Source organism: Mycobacterium numidiamassiliense, from assembly GCF_900157365.1.
In the GTDB taxonomy this organism is placed as follows: domain Bacteria; phylum Actinomycetota; class Actinomycetes; order Mycobacteriales; family Mycobacteriaceae; genus Mycobacterium; species Mycobacterium numidiamassiliense.
In genome coordinates this window covers 3,769,905-3,788,850 of record NZ_FUEZ01000004.1, presented here as the reverse complement: position 1 = coordinate 3,788,850, position 18,946 = coordinate 3,769,905, and the positions used below count along the sequence as shown (strand labels likewise).

At 68.6% G+C, this 18,946-nt stretch carries 21 protein-coding genes; 16 read left to right on the top strand and 5 right to left on the bottom strand.

The features are described 5' to 3' along the window. Positions 1–2: 2 nt before the first annotated feature. Complete coding sequence (locus MNAB215_RS26210; RefSeq protein ID WP_083746260.1) at positions 3–491, bottom strand: hypothetical protein; 489 nt, start codon at positions 489–491, stop codon at positions 3–5. A gap of 62 nt (positions 492–553) precedes the next feature. Here MNAB215_RS26210 and MNAB215_RS26205 point away from each other — a divergent pair, with 62 nt between their 5' ends. From MNAB215_RS26205 to MNAB215_RS26175, 7 genes are all read left to right on the top strand, one after another. Then, positions 554–1,870: an adenosylmethionine--8-amino-7-oxononanoate transaminase gene (locus MNAB215_RS26205; protein WP_077081368.1), complete on the top strand. Its 1,317-nt coding sequence runs from the start codon at positions 554–556 to the stop codon at positions 1,868–1,870. A 4-nt stretch (positions 1,871–1,874) separates the two neighbouring features. Then, positions 1,875–3,020 carry an 8-amino-7-oxononanoate synthase gene (locus tag MNAB215_RS26200; protein ID WP_077081367.1) on the top strand — a complete coding sequence of 382 codons (1,146 nt, stop codon included), beginning with the start codon at positions 1,875–1,877 and terminating at the stop codon, positions 3,018–3,020. A gap of 9 nt (positions 3,021–3,029) precedes the next feature. Continuing rightward, positions 3,030–3,710 (top strand): dethiobiotin synthase, encoded by a 681-nt coding sequence (gene bioD, locus MNAB215_RS26195; protein ID WP_077081366.1) that lies wholly within the window; start codon positions 3,030–3,032, stop codon positions 3,708–3,710. Continuing rightward, entirely contained in the window at positions 3,710–4,216 is a 507-nt protein-coding gene (locus MNAB215_RS26190) for a 2'-5' RNA ligase family protein (RefSeq protein ID WP_077081365.1), read from the top strand. The genes bioD and MNAB215_RS26190 overlap by 1 nt, the downstream gene beginning before the upstream one ends. 155 nt (positions 4,217–4,371) lie before the next feature. Continuing rightward, positions 4,372–5,409, top strand: coding sequence for a biotin synthase BioB (gene bioB / locus MNAB215_RS26185; RefSeq protein WP_077082351.1), 1,038 nt, complete (start codon positions 4,372–4,374; stop codon positions 5,407–5,409). Positions 5,410–5,436: 27 nt separating this feature from the next. Then, positions 5,437–5,664, top strand: coding sequence for a biotin synthase auxiliary protein BsaP (bsaP, locus tag MNAB215_RS26180; protein WP_077081364.1), 228 nt, complete (start codon positions 5,437–5,439; stop codon positions 5,662–5,664). After that, entirely contained in the window at positions 5,661–6,317 is a 657-nt protein-coding gene (locus tag MNAB215_RS26175) for a DUF2567 domain-containing protein (protein ID WP_425436508.1), read from the top strand. Before bsaP ends, MNAB215_RS26175 begins: the two co-directional genes overlap by 4 nt. Here the strand turns inward: MNAB215_RS26175 and MNAB215_RS26170 are convergent. Both MNAB215_RS26170 and MNAB215_RS26165 read right to left on the bottom strand, forming a co-directional pair. Continuing rightward, positions 6,312–7,652, bottom strand: coding sequence for a lipase family protein (locus MNAB215_RS26170; protein ID WP_077081363.1), 1,341 nt, complete (start codon positions 7,650–7,652; stop codon positions 6,312–6,314). The two genes, MNAB215_RS26175 and MNAB215_RS26170, sit on opposite strands and share 6 nt — an antisense overlap. Positions 7,653–7,849: 197 nt before the next feature. Further along, positions 7,850–8,569: an NUDIX hydrolase gene (locus tag MNAB215_RS26165; RefSeq protein ID WP_077081362.1), complete on the bottom strand. Its 720-nt coding sequence runs from the start codon at positions 8,567–8,569 to the stop codon at positions 7,850–7,852. 46 nt (positions 8,570–8,615) lie between these two features. Here MNAB215_RS26165 and nadA point away from each other — a divergent pair, with 46 nt between their 5' ends. The 3 genes from nadA to nadC are packed head-to-tail and all read left to right on the top strand — an operon-like array spanning position 8,616 to position 12,096. Continuing rightward, positions 8,616–9,665, top strand: coding sequence for a quinolinate synthase NadA (gene nadA, locus MNAB215_RS26160; RefSeq protein ID WP_077081361.1), 1,050 nt, complete (start codon positions 8,616–8,618; stop codon positions 9,663–9,665). Beyond that, complete coding sequence (locus MNAB215_RS26155) at positions 9,662–11,239, top strand: L-aspartate oxidase (protein WP_077081360.1); 1,578 nt, start codon at positions 9,662–9,664, stop codon at positions 11,237–11,239. Before nadA ends, MNAB215_RS26155 begins: the two co-directional genes overlap by 4 nt. Then, positions 11,239–12,096 (top strand): carboxylating nicotinate-nucleotide diphosphorylase, encoded by an 858-nt coding sequence (nadC, locus tag MNAB215_RS26150; RefSeq protein WP_077082349.1) that lies wholly within the window; start codon positions 11,239–11,241, stop codon positions 12,094–12,096. Before MNAB215_RS26155 ends, nadC begins: the two co-directional genes overlap by 1 nt. 118 nt (positions 12,097–12,214) lie before the next feature. Here the strand turns inward: nadC and MNAB215_RS26145 are convergent, their stop codons facing one another. Then, entirely contained in the window at positions 12,215–12,781 is a 567-nt protein-coding gene (locus MNAB215_RS26145; protein WP_077081359.1) for a TetR/AcrR family transcriptional regulator, read from the bottom strand. 39 nt (positions 12,782–12,820) lie between these two features. Between MNAB215_RS26145 and MNAB215_RS26140 the strand changes: the two genes are divergently transcribed. Next, the gene (locus tag MNAB215_RS26140; protein WP_077081358.1) at positions 12,821–13,849 is read left to right on the top strand and encodes an alcohol dehydrogenase catalytic domain-containing protein; all 1,029 of its coding nucleotides are present in this window, start codon (positions 12,821–12,823) and stop codon (positions 13,847–13,849) included. Positions 13,850–14,016: 167 nt separating this feature from the next. Here MNAB215_RS26140 and MNAB215_RS26135 read toward each other — a convergent pair whose 3' ends face one another. Further along, positions 14,017–14,436 (bottom strand): nitroreductase family deazaflavin-dependent oxidoreductase, encoded by a 420-nt coding sequence (locus MNAB215_RS26135; protein ID WP_077081357.1) that lies wholly within the window; start codon positions 14,434–14,436, stop codon positions 14,017–14,019. Between the two features lie 74 nt (positions 14,437–14,510). On the opposite strand from MNAB215_RS26135, the gene hisD reads away from it, so the two are divergent. The 5 genes from hisD to priA are packed head-to-tail and all read left to right on the top strand — an operon-like array spanning position 14,511 to position 18,941. Beyond that, positions 14,511–15,839, top strand: a complete 1,329-nt coding sequence (hisD, locus tag MNAB215_RS26130) for a histidinol dehydrogenase (RefSeq protein ID WP_165691655.1) — start codon at positions 14,511–14,513, stop codon at positions 15,837–15,839. Continuing rightward, entirely contained in the window at positions 15,836–16,972 is a 1,137-nt protein-coding gene (locus MNAB215_RS26125) for a histidinol-phosphate transaminase (RefSeq protein WP_077081355.1), read from the top strand. The genes hisD and MNAB215_RS26125 overlap by 4 nt, the downstream gene beginning before the upstream one ends. Continuing rightward, positions 16,969–17,589 (top strand): imidazoleglycerol-phosphate dehydratase HisB, encoded by a 621-nt coding sequence (gene hisB, locus MNAB215_RS26120; protein ID WP_077081354.1) that lies wholly within the window; start codon positions 16,969–16,971, stop codon positions 17,587–17,589. The genes MNAB215_RS26125 and hisB overlap by 4 nt, the downstream gene beginning before the upstream one ends. Beyond that, complete coding sequence (hisH, locus tag MNAB215_RS26115; RefSeq protein ID WP_077081353.1) at positions 17,586–18,206, top strand: imidazole glycerol phosphate synthase subunit HisH; 621 nt, start codon at positions 17,586–17,588, stop codon at positions 18,204–18,206. Before hisB ends, hisH begins: the two co-directional genes overlap by 4 nt. Next, on the top strand, positions 18,207–18,941 hold the full coding sequence (gene priA, locus MNAB215_RS26110) for a bifunctional 1-(5-phosphoribosyl)-5-((5-phosphoribosylamino)methylideneamino)imidazole-4-carboxamide isomerase/phosphoribosylanthranilate isomerase PriA (protein ID WP_077081352.1): 735 nt from the start codon (positions 18,207–18,209) through the stop codon (positions 18,939–18,941). Positions 18,942–18,946: the final 5 nt, after the last annotated feature.

The following is an 18,946-nucleotide window of genomic DNA, read 5'->3' as shown; positions in this document are numbered from 1 at the left end:
CGTTAGTGCCAATAACGTTCGCTGAAGAGGGTGAGGGAGTCGCCGACCACCGAACTCACCATCAGGATCGTCAGGGACAGCACCGGCCAGAAGGACATGTACCAGCCCTTCAGCAGCGACACGAACGGGCCGACCCCGGCCGCGGCGATCGCCGCACCGATGCCGCCCCACACCACGGGGTAGATGTAATTGTCGACGCCGAAGGGCACCAGGCCGCAGGTCTCTCCGGTGCACACGTCCGAGAGGAAGCCGTAGAGGCGCCAGGGCCAGTTCGTGGCCGTGGCCAGCACGACGAGCAGCGTCAAGAGCAGGGCCGTGGAGATCACGTCCCAGGGCGCGAGCCGGAGCCGAAGCGTCGGGGGCGGCCGGTGTTCGGCTTCATAGTCGTCGTACGGCAGCGCGTCGTCCGAGTTCACGGGCTCATACGACGCCGGTGGGTCCTCGACGGGGTCACCCTGGTGAAGATCGTCGGACCGGTGCGGCGATGCCATGCCGATAGATGCTCCCCGATGGCCGGGATTTGTGCGACCCGGCTGCTTTACGCTCGGTTTCTATGCCTGCGGCGACACCCGGGTTGACGCCCGAGCAAATCAGCGCGATCGACGCCGCGCACCTGTGGCATCCCTACAGCACCATCGGCGCCGAATCCGTTGCGCCCGTAGTCGCGGTGGGTGCGCGCGGGGCCTGGCTGACGCTGGTCCGGGACGGCGCACCGATCGAGGCGCTCGACGCGATGAGCTCCTGGTGGACCGCCATTCATGGTCACGGCCACCCAGTCCTGGACGCCGCGCTGACCGCCCAGTTGGGTGTCATGAACCACGTCATGTTCGGCGGGCTGACCCACGAACCGGCGGCCCGGCTGGCCCAGCTGTTGGTGGACCTCACCCCGGCCGGTTTGGAGACGGTGTTCTTCAGCGACTCCGGCTCGGTGTCGGTGGAGGTCGCGGTGAAGATGGCGCTGCAGTACTGGCGCAGCCGCGGCCGGCCCCGCAAGCACCGGCTGATGACCTGGCGGGGCGGCTATCACGGCGACACGTTCACGCCGATGAGCGTCTGCGATCCCGACGGCGGCATGCACTCGCTGTGGACCGACATCCTGGTCCGGCAGGTCTTCGCCCCGCAGGTGCCGCGCGACTATGACCGTGCCTACAGCGTGGCGTTCGAGGAGCAACTCACGCAGCACGCGACCGAACTGGCGGCGGTGATCGTCGAACCCGTCGTGCAGGGCGCAGGCGGCATGCGGTTCCACGATCCCCGCTACCTGCGCGACCTGCGCGACATCTGCCGCCGGCATGACGTGCTGCTGATTTTCGACGAGATCGCGACCGGCTTCGGCCGCACCGGTGAACTGTTCGCCGCGAACCACGCCGATGTCAGCCCGGACATCATGTGTGTGGGCAAGGCGCTGACCGGCGGATATCTCAGCCTGGCCGCGACCTTGTGCAGCACCGATATCGCCCACACCATCAGCTCCGGCGAGGCGGGGGCGCTGATGCATGGCCCCACGTTCATGGCCAATCCGCTCGCCTGCGCGGTCTCGGTGGCCAGCGTCGAGGTGCTGTTGTCCCAGGACTGGCGGTCGCGCGTCGCCGACATCGGGGCCGGGCTGGCTGACGGCCTCGAACCCGCCCGCACACTGCCCGGTGTGGCCGATGTCCGGGTGTGCGGCGCCATCGGGGTCATCGAATGCGAGCAGCCGGTCGACCTGGCCGTCGCCACCCCGGCGGCACTCGACAAGGGCGTCTGGCTACGGCCGTTTCGCAACCTGGTCTACGCGATGCCGCCGTTCATCTGCACTCCCCACGAGATCGCCCAGATCGCCTCGGCGATGGTCGAGGTCGCCGGGCTCACCGGCTCTCGTAGTCTTTAGGACGATGAAGGCACCGATCGAGACGTCACCGCTGGCCTGGCTGAACGCGGTGGACCAACAACGCCGGCAGGCGGGGCTGCGTCGCTCGCTGCGGCCGCGTCCTGCCGTCGCGACCGAGCTGGACCTGGCGTCCAACGACTACCTCGGTCTGTCCCAGCACCCCGACGTCATCGACGGTGGCGTTGCGGCACTACGCATTTGGGGGGCAGGCGCCACCGGTTCTCGCCTGGTGACCGGCGACACCGAGCTGCATCAGCAGTTCGAATCCGAGCTCGCCGACTACGTCGGCGCCTCCGCGGCATTGTTGTTCTCCTCCGGATACACGGCCAACCTCGGGGCGGTCGTCGGCCTGTCCGGCCCGGGCGCGCTGCTGGTGTCCGACGCCCACTCGCATGCATCGCTGGTCGATGCGTGCCGGCTGTCGCGGGCGCGCGTGGTGGTGACGCCGCATCGCGACGTCGGCGCGGTGGAAGCGACGCTGGCGGCCCGCGACGAGGAGCGCGCCGTCGTCATCACCGACTCGGTGTTCAGCGCCGACGGCACGCTGGCTCCCGTCCGCGAGCTGCACGACGTCTGCCGTCGTCACCGGGCCCTGCTCGTCGTCGACGAGGCGCACGGGCTCGGGGTGCGCGGCGGCGGCCGGGGCCTGCTGTACGAGCTCGGGCTGGCCGGTGCGCCCGACGTCGTGATGACCACGACACTGTCCAAGGCGCTCGGCAGTCAAGGCGGGGCGGTGCTCGGGCCCGCCGAAGTGCGTGCCCACCTGATCGACGCGGCCCGGCCGTTCATCTTCGACACCGGCCTGGCGCCGGCGGCGGTCGGTGCCGCACTGGCGGCGCTGCACGTCGTGGCGGCCGAGCCGTGGCGCCCGGATGCGGTGTTGCGGCATGCGCGCGAGCTGGCCGACATCTGCGACGTCGCCGAGGTACCGACGTCGGCGGTCGTGTCGGTGATCCTGGGACATCCGGAAGTGGCGCTGGCCGCCGCGACCGCCTGCCTGGACGCGGGCGTGCGGGTGGGCTGCTTCCGGCCGCCCACCGTGCCCGCCGGAACATCGCGGCTCCGACTGACGGCGCGGGCCTCCCTGGACGCCGCCGAACTCGACGTGGCCAGGCGGGTGCTGACCGACGTGCTTTCCGGGCTTGTTTAAGGCGCGCCGTTGACCGTCCTGGTCGTCACGGGCACCGACACCGGGGTCGGCAAGACGATCACCGTTGCGGCCCTGGCCTCACACGCCCGTCAGGCGGGCATCGACGTGGCGGTGTGCAAACCCATCCAGACCGGCACCGATTCCGGTGATGACGACCTGGCCGAGGTGGCCCGGCTGTCCGGGGTGACGGCGGTCGCCGGGCTGGCGCGATATCCGCAACCGCTGGCGCCCGCCGCCGCGGCGGAGCAGGCCTGGATGACGCTGCCCAGCCGCGATGAGATGCTGCAATTCATTCGCCATCTGGACCGGCCCGGCCGGCTCACCCTGGTCGAGGGTGCCGGCGGGCTGCTCGTCGAACTCGCCGACGCGGGCGTCACCCTGCGCGATCTGGCCGTCGACTTGGGTGCCGCGGTGCTGCTGGTGGCCTCCGCGGAGTTGGGCACCCTGAACCACACCGCGCTTACCTTGGAATCCCTTGCTGGACAATCTCTTTCGTGCACTGGCTTGGTGATCGGCAGCTGGCCGCGGCAGCCTGGATTGGTGGAGACCTCGAACCGGTCCGCGCTGACCCGGCTGGCACCGGTGCGCGCCGCGCTGCCGGCGGGGGCCGGAACCCTGGGCCCGGCGGATTTCGCGACGATGAGCGCCGCGGCGTTCGACCGCGGTTGGGTCACCACGCTGGTCGGCTGATGGTCCATTCGATCGAGCTGCTCTTCGACCCCGACACCGAGGCCGCGATCCGCCGCGTCTGGGACGGCTTGTCCGGCGACGGGATTGCCCGCCAGAAGCCGGCCGGCCGGCCCCATGTGACGCTGGCCGTCGCCGAACACATCGATCCCGCCGTTGACGAGCTGCTGAGGCCGGTCGTCCAACGGTTGCCGCTGACGTGCACGGTCGGCGCCCCAGTGCTCTTCGGCGGTGCGGCCGCCGTGTTCGCCCGGCTGATCGTGCCCACCAGCGAGCTGCTCAGCCTGCACGCTGAGGTGCACCGGCTATGTCGCCCGCACCTGACACCCGCCGCCATGCCGAATTCGCTGCCTGGCCAGTGGACCGCACACGTGACGGTCGGTCGCCGGGTCGGTGACGCGCAGCTCGATCGCGCGCTGCGGATCGGGGGCCGGCCGGCGCAGATCGACGGGAGTTTCGCGGGCTTGCGCCGCTGGGACGGCGACAAACGCGTCGAGCACCCGCTTTAACCGCCGAACAGCGGCGCAGTCATGGTGGTCGTATACCCCTGCGGTCCTCGCGTTCTCCGGCCGTTACCCTACTTTGAACGCAATTTTCTATGGCTGCCATGACCGGTGGCGCACGTGTGGCGTACGCACACGGCAACGATGCAGGGGAGTACCTGGTGACTCAAGCGGCAACTCGACCGACAACCGAAGCCGGCGGCGCGGCGGACATTCTGGCCGTAGCCCGCGAGCAGGTGCTCGAGCGCGGCGTGGGGTTGAGCAAGGACCAGGTACTGCAGGTGCTGCAGCTGGCCGATGACCGGCTCGAGGAGCTGCTGGGGCTGGCCCACGAGGTGCGGATGCGCTGGTGCGGCCCCGACGTCGAAGTCGAGGGCATCATCAGCCTGAAGACCGGCGGCTGCCCGGAGGACTGCCATTTCTGTTCGCAGTCCGGGCTGTTCGCCTCGCCCGTGCGCAGCGCGTGGCTCAACATTCCCAGCCTGGTCGAGGCGGCCAAGCAAACCGCCAAGTCCGGCGCCACCGAGTTCTGCATCGTCGCCGCGGTGCGGGGCCCCGACCAGCGGTTGATGACCCAGGTCGCGGCCGGTATCGAGGCCATTCGCGACGAGGTCGAGATCAATATCGCCTGCTCGCTGGGCATGCTCACCGCCGAGCAGGTCGAGCAGCTCTCGGAGATGGGCGTGCACCGCTACAACCACAACCTGGAGACCGCGCGCTCGTTCTTCACCAACGTCGTCACCACCCACACGTGGGAAGAGCGCTGGCAGACGCTGTCGATGGTGCGCGACGCCGGCATGGAGGTGTGCTGCGGCGGCATCCTGGGCATGGGCGAGACGCTCGAGCAGCGCGCGGAATTTGCCGCCGAGCTCGCCGAATTGGGGCCCGACGAGGTGCCGTTGAACTTCCTCAACCCCCGCCCCGGCACGCCGTTCGGCGACCTGGAGGTGCTGCCGGCGAGCGAGGCGTTGAAGTCGGTGGCCGCATTCCGGCTGGCGTTGCCGCGCGCGATGCTGCGGTTCGCCGGTGGCCGTGAGATCACGTTGGGCGACCTCGGCGCCAAGCAGGGCATCCTGGGCGGCATCAACGCCGTGATCGTCGGGAACTACCTGACCACGTTGGGCCGCCCGGCCGAAGCCGACCTGCAGCTGCTCGACGACCTGCAGATGCCCATCAAAGCGCTCAATGCCAGCTTGTAAGCCAGCTTGTCGCTAGGTTTGAGAGTTGTGGTTGGGGATCTGGGCGCGCCGGTCGGCGCCGGCGTCTACAACGTCTACACCGGCGAATTAGGGGGCACGACGGTGCCTACCGCCGCCCAATTGGGCCTCGAACCCCCTCGGTTCTGTGCGGAGTGCGGGCGCCGGATGGTCGTCCAGGTTCGTCCGGACGGCTGGCGGGCACGCTGCTCACGCCATGGCGAGGTCGACTCGGCCGACCTGGAGACTCAGCGGTGACCGAACATGTGGAGACCATGACGCCAGAACCGGTGGGCCCGCCCGCGCCGTCGCGACCCCGCGGGACCGGCATCGCGGTGCTCGGGCTCGTGCTGACGGGCATCGTCATCGGTGCCTTGTGGGCGTGGATCGCCCCGCCGATCCATGTGGTGGTGGCGATGACGCGTTCGGGCGAGCGGGTGCATGACTATCTGGGCACCGAATCCGACCACTTCTTCGACCTACCCTGCCTGATGCTGGGGCTACTGACCGTGCTGGCGGTGGTGACGCCGGTGCTGGTATGGCAGTGGCGCCGGCTGCGCGGGCCGGCGATGGTCGTCGCGGTGTCGATCGGCATGGTGATCGCCGCGGTGGCCGCGTCGGGCGTCGGGGCGCTGCTGGTGCGGCTGCGGTACGGCGCGTTGAACGTCGATGCGGTACCGCTGTTGGGCCACCCGTCGGTGGCTTACGTCGTCGAGGCGCCGCCGGTGTTCTTCGGGCACGGGCCGCTGCAGGTGGCGATCACGCTCGTGTGGCCCGCCGCCATCGCGGCCCTGGTGTATGCGGTGCTCGCGGCCGGCAATGCCCGCGACGACCTGGGAGCTGTGCCGTTAGAGGACCACTCGCCCCCGCTGGCGATCGAGCCGGATGCTCCCGAGGCCGCCGTCTCATAGCGGTCGGCGGCGGATCTTTCGGCCGGTGATGACCTTGGCGGCGATGATGCCCAGTCGCACCATGCCGGCGTAGGTCATCGGGTTGAACATCGTCGGCCAGACGGTCCTGAGCAGATGGTCCTGCACCGGTCGGCGGGCGAATCGGTCGGTAAGCCAACGCAGCGTCATCGGGGCGGACAGCGGGTGCAGCAGCATGTGCTCGTTGAACGCGTCGCGGTGGTAGCTGACGCTGGCGCCCCCGGCCGAATAGGCGTGGGCAAGCGTGTCGATGTCGTGGACGTCGATGAGGTAGTCGTGCACGGCCTGCACGATCAAGACCGGCGGTGCCGGTACCGCGGCGCCCAGCTTGATGCTGTCGAAGACATGGGTGACCTCGGGACTGGACAGGATGTCCTCCAGCGGTTCGTCGAGATAGTCGCCCATGTTTTTGCCCGCCATCCGCAAGACCGCGCCCACCGTGGTCATGTTTTCCAGGCTGTCCAGCAGTGCGCGGCCCTCGGCGTTGGTGTGTTCCTTGATGACGCGGTCCAGGCCCGGGTAGATGTGCGCGAGCGCGGCCACCACCATCGCAGGCAAGCCCGCCAGGAAGCCGCCGTTGAGCCGGCGGAAGGTATGGCCCAGGTCGCCGACGGGTGAGCCCAGCACCGCCCCGACGATGTCCAGCTCTGGTGCATATTGGCTGCACATTTCGGCGGCCCAGGCGCTGGCCAGCCCGCCACCCGAGTATCCCCAGAGTCCGATCGGCGCGGATGGGGTTATTCCGACATGTTCTGAGTTCCGGGCGGCGCGGATGCCGTCCAGGATGCGATAGCCCGGTTCGTAGGGCGCCCCCCACATGCCGCGAAGGCCTTCGTGGTCGGGCACTGACACCGCCCAGCCCTCGGCGAGGGCGGCGGCCACGATGAGGAGCTCCAACTGGGCGATCGAACCGAGAGCCTTGGCCCTTCTGCGCAGCGCGTACGACGGGAAACAGCGCGACGACATGGCGTCGATCGCGCACTGATACGACAGCAGTGGGGTGGTCCGCCCCGGAGCGCGTTCAGCCGGGACGATCACGGTGGTCACGGCCGCTTCCGCAACGCCGTGCATGTCCGTGGTGCGGTAGAGCAGCTGGACGGCGGTGACGGGCTGGGGAATCACCCCCAGGAAGGCGACCTCGACGCAGCGGGAGCGCAGCACGGCGCCCGGTTCGGCGTGTTGAAAGCCGTCGGGCGGCTGGTAGAAGGGGTCGTCGCAGGGCAACAGCGGACGTGCCTTGCGCTGCAATTGCTCATGCTGCGGCCGACCGATCCACTCCGCGCCGCTCGCCCCCGCCAAATTGCCGAGCTCAACCATTGAGATCCCTTCTAGGCCGTACGGCATTTTCGCGCATGAACGGCGGGTAACCAAAACGTCATGGCCGCGCTGTGAGCCATTTTCTCCCGCCGGCGCCCCACGCCGGCGTCGACATTGCCATCCAACGTACCGCTGCTCGGGGTGCGGGAGTCTCGGTAATTGCAGGTGGGCGCGATTCAAAGCGGTCCAAAGCCGGCCTAGGGCCCGGGGGGCCTCAGCGCGGCGAACTCGTCGGTGACTCGCAGCCGCGAGTCGGTGAAGTGGTACAGGGCGGCGGGCCGGCCTCCGCTGCGTCCGGACTGCGCGATGGTGCCGGTCTGCGTGATGACGCCGCGACGGGCAAGCACTCGCTGCAGGTTCGTCGCGTCGACCGGGTGGCCCAGCGCCGCGGAATAAATGTCACGCAGCGTGGAGAGCGCGAATTCCTTTGGCGCTAAGGCGAACCCGATATTCGTATAAGACATCTTCGCGACGAGTCTGGCGCGGGCGTGGGTCACCATCGGGCCGTGGTCGAAGGCCATCGGCGGGAGCGAGCTCACCGGATGCCAGCAGGTGTCCGGCGGTAGTTCGGGCGTGGCGGGGGAGGGCACCAGGCCCAGGAAGGTCGACGCGATCATCCGGGCGCCGGGCACCCGGTGCGGATCGGAGAACACCGCGAGTTGCTCGAGATGCGTCAGCTCTTGCACGTCGACCTTTTCGGCCAGTTGGCGGCGCACCGACGTGATCAGATCCTCGTCGTTGCGCAGCAGGCCGCCCGGTAGTGCCCATGCGCCGCGCTGCGGATGCTGGGCACGCTGCCATAACAGCACGTTAAGCTGCGGTTTTGCTGTTTGGTGGGCTCCCTTAACCTGGCCAGTGGCCTGCTGAACCTGGAATACGACCGCGAGTGCTTCGTGGGCGGTGCTACCATTGGGCATGTTTTCGATTATAAGTCGAAAACCTCCAGCGCCGAAAGGGGCCGCCGTGACGGTCGTGAATCGCATGGACTCGCTCGCCGACGACATGATTGCCGACGTCGTCGATTCGCCCACCGGCTACACCGGCGTGGAGGGTAATGCGTTGTGGGCCGCCGAGATTCGCCGACTCACCGAGTTGCGCGGGGCCACGCTATTGGCGCACAACTACCAGCTGCCGGCCATTCAGGACGTGGCCGACCATGTCGGCGACTCGTTGGCGCTGTCCCGCATTGCGGCCGACGCAGCTGAGGACACCATCGTGTTCTGCGGCGTGCACTTCATGGCCGAGACCGCCAAGATCCTCAGTCCCGACAAGACCGTGCTCATACCGGATCAGCGGGCCGGCTGTTCGCTCGCCGACTCGATCACCCCCGACGAACTGCATGCCTGGAAAGACGAGCACCCCGACGCCGTCGTCGTCTCGTATGTCAACACCACCGCGGCCGTCAAGGCGCTCACCGACATTTGCTGCACCTCGTCCAACGCGGTCGAAGTGGTCGAGTCCATCGACCCCGACCGCGAGGTGCTGTTCTGCCCGGACCAATTCCTCGGCGCACACGTTCGCCGGATGACCGGGCGCAAAAACCTGCACGTTTGGGCCGGTGAATGCCATGTGCACGCCGGGATCAACGGCGACGAGCTGGCCGAGCAGGCCCGTGCCCACCCGGACGCGGAGCTGTATGTCCACCCCGAATGTGGTTGTGCCACCTCGGCTTTGTACCTGGCCGGCGAAGGCGCCTTTCCGGCCGACCGGGTGAAGATCCTGTCCACCGGCGGCATGCTCGACGCCGCCCACCACACACGTGCCCGCCAGGTTCTGGTCGCCACCGAGGTCGGCATGTTGCATCAGTTGCGCAGGGCGGCGCCGGAAGTCGACTTCCGCGCGGTCAACGACCGTGCGTCGTGCAAGTACATGAAGATGATCACCCCCGCGGCCCTGTTGCGCTGCCTGGTCGAGGGTGCTGACGAGGTTCACGTCGCCCCGGACGTCGCGGCGGCCGGGCGGCGCAGTGTGCAGCGGATGATCGAGATCGGCCAGCCGGGCGGCGGCGAATGATGGCCCGTTCCAGCTGGGCGCACAGCGCCGACGTCGTCGTCATCGGCACGGGTGTCGCGGGCTTGGCCGCCGCGCTGGCCGCCCATCGCGCCGGACGCAGCGTCGTCGTGCTCAACAAGGCGGACCGGACCTATGGCGTCACCGCGACGCACTACGCGCAGGGCGGCATCGCTGTGGTGCTGCCGGACAACGACGACTCGGTCGACGCGCACGTCGCCGACACCCTGGCCGCGGGCGCGGGAATGTGCGACCCCGACGCGGTGTACTCGATCGTCGCCGACGGCTACCGCGCGGTTACCGAATTGGTCGGACACGGAGCACAATTCGACGAATCGGAACCGGGCCAGTGGGCGTTGACCCGCGAGGGCGGGCATTCGCGGCGACGGATCGTGCACGCCGGGGGCGACGCCACCGGCGCCGAGGTCCAGCGCGCCCTTGACCACGCCGCCGGGATACTGGACATCCGCAGCGGCCACGTCGCACTGCAAATCCTGCACGACGGGACCGCGGTGACCGGGGTCTCGGTGGGCAACCCGGACGGAATCGGGGTCATCAGCGCACCCTCGGTGATCCTGGCCTCCGGCGGGCTCGGTCATCTCTACAGCGCGACCACCAATCCCGACGGATCGACCGGGGACGGCATCGCGCTGGCACTGTGGGCGGGCCTTCCCGTCGCCGACGTCGAGTTCATCCAATTCCACCCGACCATGCTGTTCGCCGGACGCGCCGATGGCCGTCGCCCGCTGATCACCGAGGCCATCCGCGGCGAAGGTGCGATATTGATTGACCGCCAAGGCAATTCGGTGACAGCGGGCGTGCATCCCATGGGTGACCTGGCGCCGCGCGACGTCGTCGCGGGCGCCATAGACACGCGGCTGAAGGCCACCGGCGACCCGTGCGTCTACCTCGACGCGCGGGCGATCGAAGGCTTCGAAACGCGATTCCCGAATGTCACCGCCTCCTGCCGGGCCGCAGGCATCGACCCTGTCCGCCAACCGATTCCGGTCGTTCCCGGGGCTCACTACAGCTGCGGCGGTGTGGTCACCGACGTGCACGGCAACACCGAGCTGCCCGGCCTGTTCGCCGCGGGTGAGGTGGCCCGGACCGGGATGCATGGCGCCAACCGCCTGGCGTCCAACAGCCTGCTGGAGGGTCTGGTCGTGGGTGGCCGTGCCGGACAGGCCGCGGCCGTGCATGCGTTGGCCGCCGGGCGATCGGCTGCGACCGAGCCCGAGCCGATCACGCACATCGCGTCACCACGCCGTGCGCTGCAGGAGGCGATGACCGCCGACGCCTCGGTCGTACGCAATTCCCTTGGGCTGCACCGGTTGTCCGCAACGCTGTCGCAGGCCCGGGTTCGCACGGTGGCCGGGCGGCGCGATGTCGAAGACGCGGCGCTGACGTTGACCGCCCGCGCAGTGGCCGCTGCTGCCTTGGCCCGCAACGAAAGCCGGGGTTGCCATCACCGCGCCGAGTATCCGGATGCCGCGCCGGACCAGGCCCGCAGCATCGTCGTCCGGCTGGGCGACGACCGCAACGCGGTGCGCGCCGAAGCCTTGGCGGCGGTGTGCTGATGGCGCTGTCCGAGGGTGAGTTTTCCGTCGCTCGAGACGTCGTCCGGCGCGGCCTGAACGAGGACCTGTGCTACGGCCCCGACGTCACCACACTGGCGACAGTGCCCGACGGCGTGCGGGCGACGGCGTCGATAGTGCCCCGGGAGGCGGGCGTCGTCGCCGGACTGGACATCGCGTTGTTGGTGCTCGACGAGGTGATCGGTGCCGACCTTTACCGGGTACTCGATCGCGTCGACGACGGTGCGCGAGTGCGGCCCGGCCAGTCAGTGATGACGCTGCAGGCCGAGACCCGGGGCCTGCTGACCGCGGAGCGCACCATGCTGAACCTGATCTGTCACCTGTCGGGGATCGCTACCGCCACGGCAGCCTGGGTAGCTGCCGTGAGCGGCACCAATGCCAAGGTGCGCGACACCAGGAAAACGCTGCCGGGCTTGCGCACGCTGCAGAAGTACGCGGTACGGGTCGGCGGTGGGGTCAACCACCGGCTCGGGCTGGGCGATGCCGCGTTGATCAAGGACAACCATGTGGCGGCCGCGGGGTCGGTGGTCGAGGCATTGCGGGCGGTGCGTGAGGCCGCGCCCAACCTGCCATGCGAGGTCGAAGTCGATTCGCTCGAGCAGCTTGACGAGGTGCTGGGCGAGAAGCCGGAGCTGATTCTGCTGGATAACTTCCCGGTCTGGCAGACGCAGATAGCCGTGCAGCGTCGCGACGCTCGGGCACCTGCTGTGCTGTTGGAGTCCTCAGGCGGGCTGAGCCTCGAGTCGGCGGCGACCTACGCCGCGACCGGTGTGGATTACCTGGCCGTCGGGGCGCTGACGCACTCGGTGCGGGTGCTCGACCTCGGCCTGGATATGTAACCGGTCAAGGCCTCGAGGGCCGGTCAAGGCGTCGAGGGTGCGGCTGTGGCGGAAAAATGCGCAGAATCTCGCCCTGTGCGCACAACAAACTCCCGGCACGCACACTCGGGGGTGGACCCTAGCCGCGTAGCAAGGCGCGGGCTGCGGGTTTGGCGGCGTTGAGCGCCGACGGTTCGCCGGCGATCCGGGACAGGATCAGCGCTCCTTCGATCAACGAGATCACCGCCAGGGCAACGTTTTCCGCGTCATCGTCGGACCAGTCCTCGGAGCGAAGCCGAACTTCGATCGCGGTGCACCAACCCTGGAAGGCGCGCGCCGAGGCGGCGCGAACCAAGGGGCTCGCATTCACCGATTCGGTGGCGATCGGCTCGATCGGGCAGCCGTCGCGCTGGTCGCCGGCCAGCCCTGCCACCAGCAGGTCGATCCAGCGCTCGACGATGTCGGCGACGGATCGGTCGGTGGCCAGGAATCGATGCAGCAGTTGCTCGATCGCCGCACCCTGGGTCTCGACGACCGCGGCGGCCAACTGCTGTTTGCCGCGCGGAAAGTGGTGATACATCGACCCGGCTTTGACCCCGGCCTCCTCGAGGATCTGGTTGAGTCCGGTCGCCGCATAGCCCTGGCGCCGGAACAGGGTGGCGGCACTGTCGACCAGCGCTGCGCGACTGCGATCGGGTCTCGGCACATATTGACAATACTTGAGTGATCACTCAACAATGCTGAGATGAGACAACTGACCTTTGCCGAGGCTGGGCGATACGAGTGGTGCGAGACGCGTGACCCGGAGATCACCGCCCCAGGACAGGCTCTGGTCAGGCCCCTGCTGGTGGCGTGCTGCGACCTCGACGTCGCGGTCGCCCATGGCCAGGCACCGCTGCCACCCGGGTACGCCGTGGGACATGAGGGGTTGGCCGAGGTCGTCGCAGTGGGTGACGACGTCGGCGGGATCCGGGTGGGTGACCGGGTGGTGGTGCCGTTTCAGATCAGCTGCGGCGACTGCGCGCAATGCTGTCGCGGCGCAACGGGCTCGTGCGGTTCGGTGCCGCTGATGGCGATGTACGGGCTTGGCCCGCTGGCCGGCGTTAACGGCGGCGGATTCATGTCCGATTTGGTGCTCGTGCCCTATGCCGACGCGATGCTCATCGGAGTCCCCGAGGCCATCGGATCGATTGCTATCGCGTCGCTGTCGGACAACATCCCGGACGGCTGGCGGGCCGTCGGGCCCTACGCGACGGAATTGGCCGCCCTTGATCCGGCCGATCGCCGCGTGCTGGTGGTCGGCCGGCTGTCGATCGGGCTGTACGCGGCGGCGTTTGCGGCCGCGCTGGGAGCCCACGTCGACTACGTCGATACCGATGCGGGGCGGCTCGCGGCCGCCGAAAAGCTCGGCGCGGTGGTCCACGATCGGGCAAAGCCGGACAAATCCTGGGATCCCTATCCGGTCACCGTGCACACGTCCGCCGATCCGACGCTGCTGGCCGCGACATTGCATGCGACCTGGCCGGACGGTGTGTGCACCGACACCGGGATCTACTACCAACCGAAAGTCGAGATGCCGCTGCTGCCGATGTACACCCGGGGGGTGAGGTTCGTCACCGGGCGGGTCAACGCGCGCGCGGCGATACCCCCGGTGCTGGAACTGCTGGCCGGCGGCTGTGACTTGGCCCCGGCGGTCGAGCGCGTCGTCGGATGGGACGACGCCCCTGACGTCTGGCCGACGATGACCGGCAAGACCGTCTTCACCAGGGCCTAGCCGGCCCCTGCGGCGTCGAGAGTGCGCCCGCGGTTTCGCGGGTGCGTCCAGAGCGGTTGGCAGGCCCGAATCACGCCCTCATCGCACACTCGACGCCCTCATCGCACACTCGACGCCCTCATCGCACACTCGACGCGCCGGCCGCAGACCGGTAAGCGACCGAGAACTCAGGCGATGTCGCCGACGAACACCGCCATGCGGGGCAACTGCAGGCGCGCGAGCCGGGGCAGACCCTCGGCGTCGGGCCCGTCGTATCCAGCCGGGAGGATCCGAGTGTTGGTGATGTGCACGTCGCTCCGGGCGAAATGCAGGTCCGCCTGGCCCGCAGCCAGCACATTCTTGACCCAGTCGGTCTTGCCATGGGCCAGCGCGATCGCCAGGACGTTGCCCTTGCGGTAGGCGGTGACGATGGTCTTGTACGGCTTGCCGGACGTGCGGCCGTGATGCTCGATTGTTCCGGTGCCGGGCAGGTAGCGCGCGACCGGCCTTAGCGCGCGGTTGAGGTATTTGACCTGGAGGTTCTCGAACCAGACCGGAAACACCATCGGGACACCCGGCGCGTTGTTGGGATGATCTTTCCTAGACATAACGCGCACAGTACCGGTCGGAAATGCATTTGAGCTGCTCTGGGACAATGGGTGCTGTGACAACCACGCCACCTGTGATGACCCGCATCGACTTGCGGGGTGCGGAGTTGACGGCGGCCCGGCTGCGGGCCGCATTGCCGCGCGGTGGCGCCGACGTGGAGGCGGTGTTGCCGAAGGTGCGGCCGATCGTGGAGGCCGTCGCCGAGCGGGGCGCCGAGGCGGCCCTGGAATTCGGGGAGTCGTTCGACGGAGTGCGCCCGTCGGCCGTGCGAGTACCCGATACGGCTTTGCAGGCAGCGCTGGACGCCCTGGACCCCGCCGTGCGCGACGCGCTGCAGGCGATGATCGAACGGACCCGCGCTGTGCACGCCGACCAGCGGCGCACCGACGTCACCACCACACTCGGCCCGGGCGCGACGGTCACCGAGCGGTGGGTCCCCGTCGAACGGGTGGGCCTGTATGTCCCCGGCGGCAACGCCGTCTACCCGTCCAGCGTGGTGATGAACGTGGTCCCCGCCCAGGCCGCCGGGGTCGGCTCGCTGGTGGTGAGCAGCCCGCCGCAGGCGTCCTCGCAGGGCCAGTTCAAAGGCCTGCCGCACCCGACGATCCTGGCCGCGGCCCGGCTGTTGGGCGTCGACGAGGTGTGGGCCGTCGGCGGTGCCCAGGCGGTGGCATTGCTGGCCTACGGCGGCACCGACACCGACGGGGCAGAGCTGGCGCCCGTAGACATGATCACCGGGCCCGGCAACATCTACGTCACGGCCGCCAAGCGACTGTGCCGCTCGGTGGTCGGTATCGACGCCGAGGCCGGGCCCACCGAGATCGCGATCCTGGCCGATCACACCGCCGATCCCGCCCATGTGGCCGCCGACCTCATCAGCCAGGCCGAACACGACGAGATGGCCGGCAGCGTGCTGGTGACCGCGAACGAGGATCTGGCCGACGCCACCGACACCGAAGTTGCGGCTCAGCTGCAGACCACGGTGCACCGCGAACGGGTGACGGCCGCGCTCAGTGGACGCCAGTCCGCGATCATCCTGGTCGACAACCTGGACGCCGGCATCAGCGTCGTCAACGCCTACGCCGCCGAACATCTGGAGATCCAGACTGCCGACGCGGCGCGGGTTGCGGGCCAAATACGTTCGGCCGGAGCAATTTTCGTCGGCCCCTACGCGCCGGTAAGCCTCGGCGACTACTGCGCCGGCTCCAATCACGTGTTGCCGACGGCGGGCAGCGCCCGGCATTCCAGCGGCCTGTCGGTGCAGACGTTCCTACGCGGTATCCACGTCGTCGACTACACCGAGGCGGCACTGAAAGACGTTTCTGGACACGTGATCACGCTGGCCAAGGCCGAGGACCTGCCGGCGCACGGTGAGGCGGTACGGCGGAGGTTCGAACGATGACGAAACCCGAGCCGACATTGGAAGACCTGCCGCTGCGCGACGACCTGCGCGGCAAATCGCCGTACGGCGCACCGCAGCTGGCCGTCCCGGTCCGGCTGAACACCAACGAGAACCCGCATCCGCCGACCAAGGCTCTCGTCGACGACGTCGTCCGATCGGTGCAGGAGGTGGCCGTCGATCTGCACCGGTACCCCGACCGCGACGCGGTGGACCTGCGCCGCGATCTGGCCGGCTACCTCACCGCGCAAACCGGTACTCAACTCGGTGTGGAAAACCTCTGGGCGGCAAACGGTTCCAACGAGATCCTGCAACAGCTGTTGCAGGCATTCGGCGGGCCGGGGCGCAGCGCGATCGGGTTCGTCCCGTCCTACTCGATGCACCCGATCATCTCCGACGGCACCCGTACCGAATGGCTCGAAGCGCCCCGCGCCGGCGACTTCGGCCTCGATGTCGACGCCGCCGTGGCCGCCGTCACCGAGCATCGACCCGACGTAGTGTTCATCGCCAGCCCCAATAACCCGTCCGGACAAAGTGTTTCGCTGGCAGACCTGCGGCGGCTGCTGGACGTGGTGCCGGGGATCCTGATCGTCGATGAGGCTTACGGCGAGTTCTCCTCGGAGCCCAGTGCGGTGGGGCTGGTCGCGGAGTATCCGACGAAGCTCATCGTCACCCGCACCATGAGCAAGGCTTTCGCCTTCGCCGGCGGCAGACTCGGTTATCTGGTCGCCACGCCCGCGGTGATCGACGCAATGCTGCTGGTGCGACTGCCTTATCACCTGTCGGTGGTCACCCAGGCCGCCGCCCGCGCCGCACTGCGGCATGCCGACGACACCCTGGGCAGCGTCGCCATCCTAATCGCCGAACGCGAACGAGTCACAAAAGCGTTGATCAACATGGGCTTTCGGGTCATCCCCAGCGACGCCAACTTCGTGCTGTTCGGAGAATTCGCCGACGCGCCCGCTACCTGGCAGCGCTATCTGGACGCCGGCGTCCTGATCCGCGATGTGGGGATTCCCGGCTACCTGCGTGCCACCACGGGACTGGCCGAGGAGAATGACGCGTTCCTGAAAGCCTGTGCCCAAATCGCAGCCACCGAACTGGCGCCAGCCCCCAGCCCCGTAGGAGCACCATGACCGCGATAGCAACCCGCCGCGCGCGTATTGAGCGGCGCACCAAGGAATCCGATATCGTCATCGAGCTCGACCTCGACGGCACCGGGCAGGTCAGCATCGACACCGGTGTGCCCTTCTACGACCACATGCTCCATGCGCTGGGCAGCCACGCCAGCTTCGATCTGACCGTGCGCACCAAGGGCGACGTCGAGATCGAGGGCCACCACACGATCGAGGACACCGCGATCGCGCTGGGCCAGGCGTTGGGACAGGCCCTCGGCGACAAGAAGGGCATCCGGCGGTTCGGGGATGCGTTCATCCCGATGGACGAGACGTTGGCCCACGCCGCCGTCGATGTGTCCGGCCGTCCCTACTGCGTGCACACCGGGGAACCGGATCACCTGCAGCACAGCACTATCGCCGGCAGCTCGGTGCCCTATCACACCGTTATCAACCGGCACGTCTTCGAGTCGCTGGCCATGAACGCCCGCATCGCGTTGCACGTGCGCGTGCTGTATGGGCGCGACCCGCACCACATCACCGAAGCGCAATACAAGGCGGTGGCCCGCGCGCTGCGTCAGGCGGTCGAACCCGACCCGCGCGTGTCGGGCGTGCCGTCCACCAAAGGTGTTCTGTGACAGCGAAATCCGTAGTCGTTCTGGACTATGGCTCCGGCAATCTGCGATCGGCTCAGCGCGCCCTGCAGCGTGTCGGCGCCTCGGTCGAAGTCACCGCTGACGCGGGCGCGGCTGCAGCCGCGGACGGGCTGGTGGTGCCCGGTGTCGGTGCCTTCGAGGCGTGCATGACCGGCCTGCGCAAGATCGCCGGCGAACGGATCATCGCCGAGCGAGTGGCCGCGGGACGCCCGGTGCTGGGGGTCTGCGTCGGCATGCAGATCTTGTTCGCGAGCGGCGTGGAATTCGGGGTGGAAGCCGCCGGCTGCGGCCAATGGCCCGGAGCCGTCACCCGGCTGGATGCCCCGGTCATCCCGCACATGGGCTGGAACACCGTGAAATCCGGCTCCGGCAGTGCACTGTTCAAGGGCCTCGACGACACCGCCCGCTTCTACTTCGTGCACTCCTATGCCGCGCAGCACTGGGAAGGCGCACCGGATGCCGTGCTGACCTGGGCCACACACCACGTACCGTTTTTAGCCGCCGTCGAGGACGGGCCACTGGCCGCCACCCAATTCCATCCGGAGAAAAGTGGCGATGCCGGTGCGGCCGTACTGAGCAACTGGGTTGAGGGACTGTAGATGCCGCTGATCTTGTTACCCGCTGTCGACGTGGTCGAGGGCCGAGCCGTGCGCCTGGTGCAGGGCAAGGCCGGCAGCGAAACCGAATACGGGTCAGCGCTGGACGCCGCGCTGGGCTGGCAGCGCGACGGCGGCGAATGGATCCACCTGGTGGACCTGGACGCGGCGTTCGGCCGCGGCTCCAACCGCGATCTGCTCGCCGAGGTAGTCGGCAAGCTCGACGTGAAAGTGGAGTTGTCCGGCGGAATCCGCGACGACGAGTCGCTGACCGCGGCGCTGAAGACCGGCTGCGCTCGGGTCAACCTGGGAACCGCGGCGCTGGAGAATCCGCAGTGGTGCGCGCGGGCGATCGCCGAGCACGGCGACAAGGTGGCCGTCGGGTTGGATGTTCAGATCGTCGATGGCCAACACCGATTGCGCGGACGCGGCTGGGAAACCGACGGCGGCGATCTGTGGGAGGTGCTGGAACGCCTTGACAGCGAAGGATGTTCGCGGTTCGTCGTCACCGACGTCACCAAGGACGGAACGTTGGGTGGACCGAACCTCGACCTGCTGGCCGGCGTCACCGATCGCACCGATGCGCCGGTGATCGCCTCCGGCGGGGTGTCCAGTCTCGACGATCTGCGTGCCATCGCGACACTGACCGACCGCGGAGTCGAGGGTGCGATCGTCGGCAAGGCCCTTTACGCCGGGCGGTTCACCTTGCCGCAGGCCCTGGACGCGGTTCGGGAGTAAGGCCA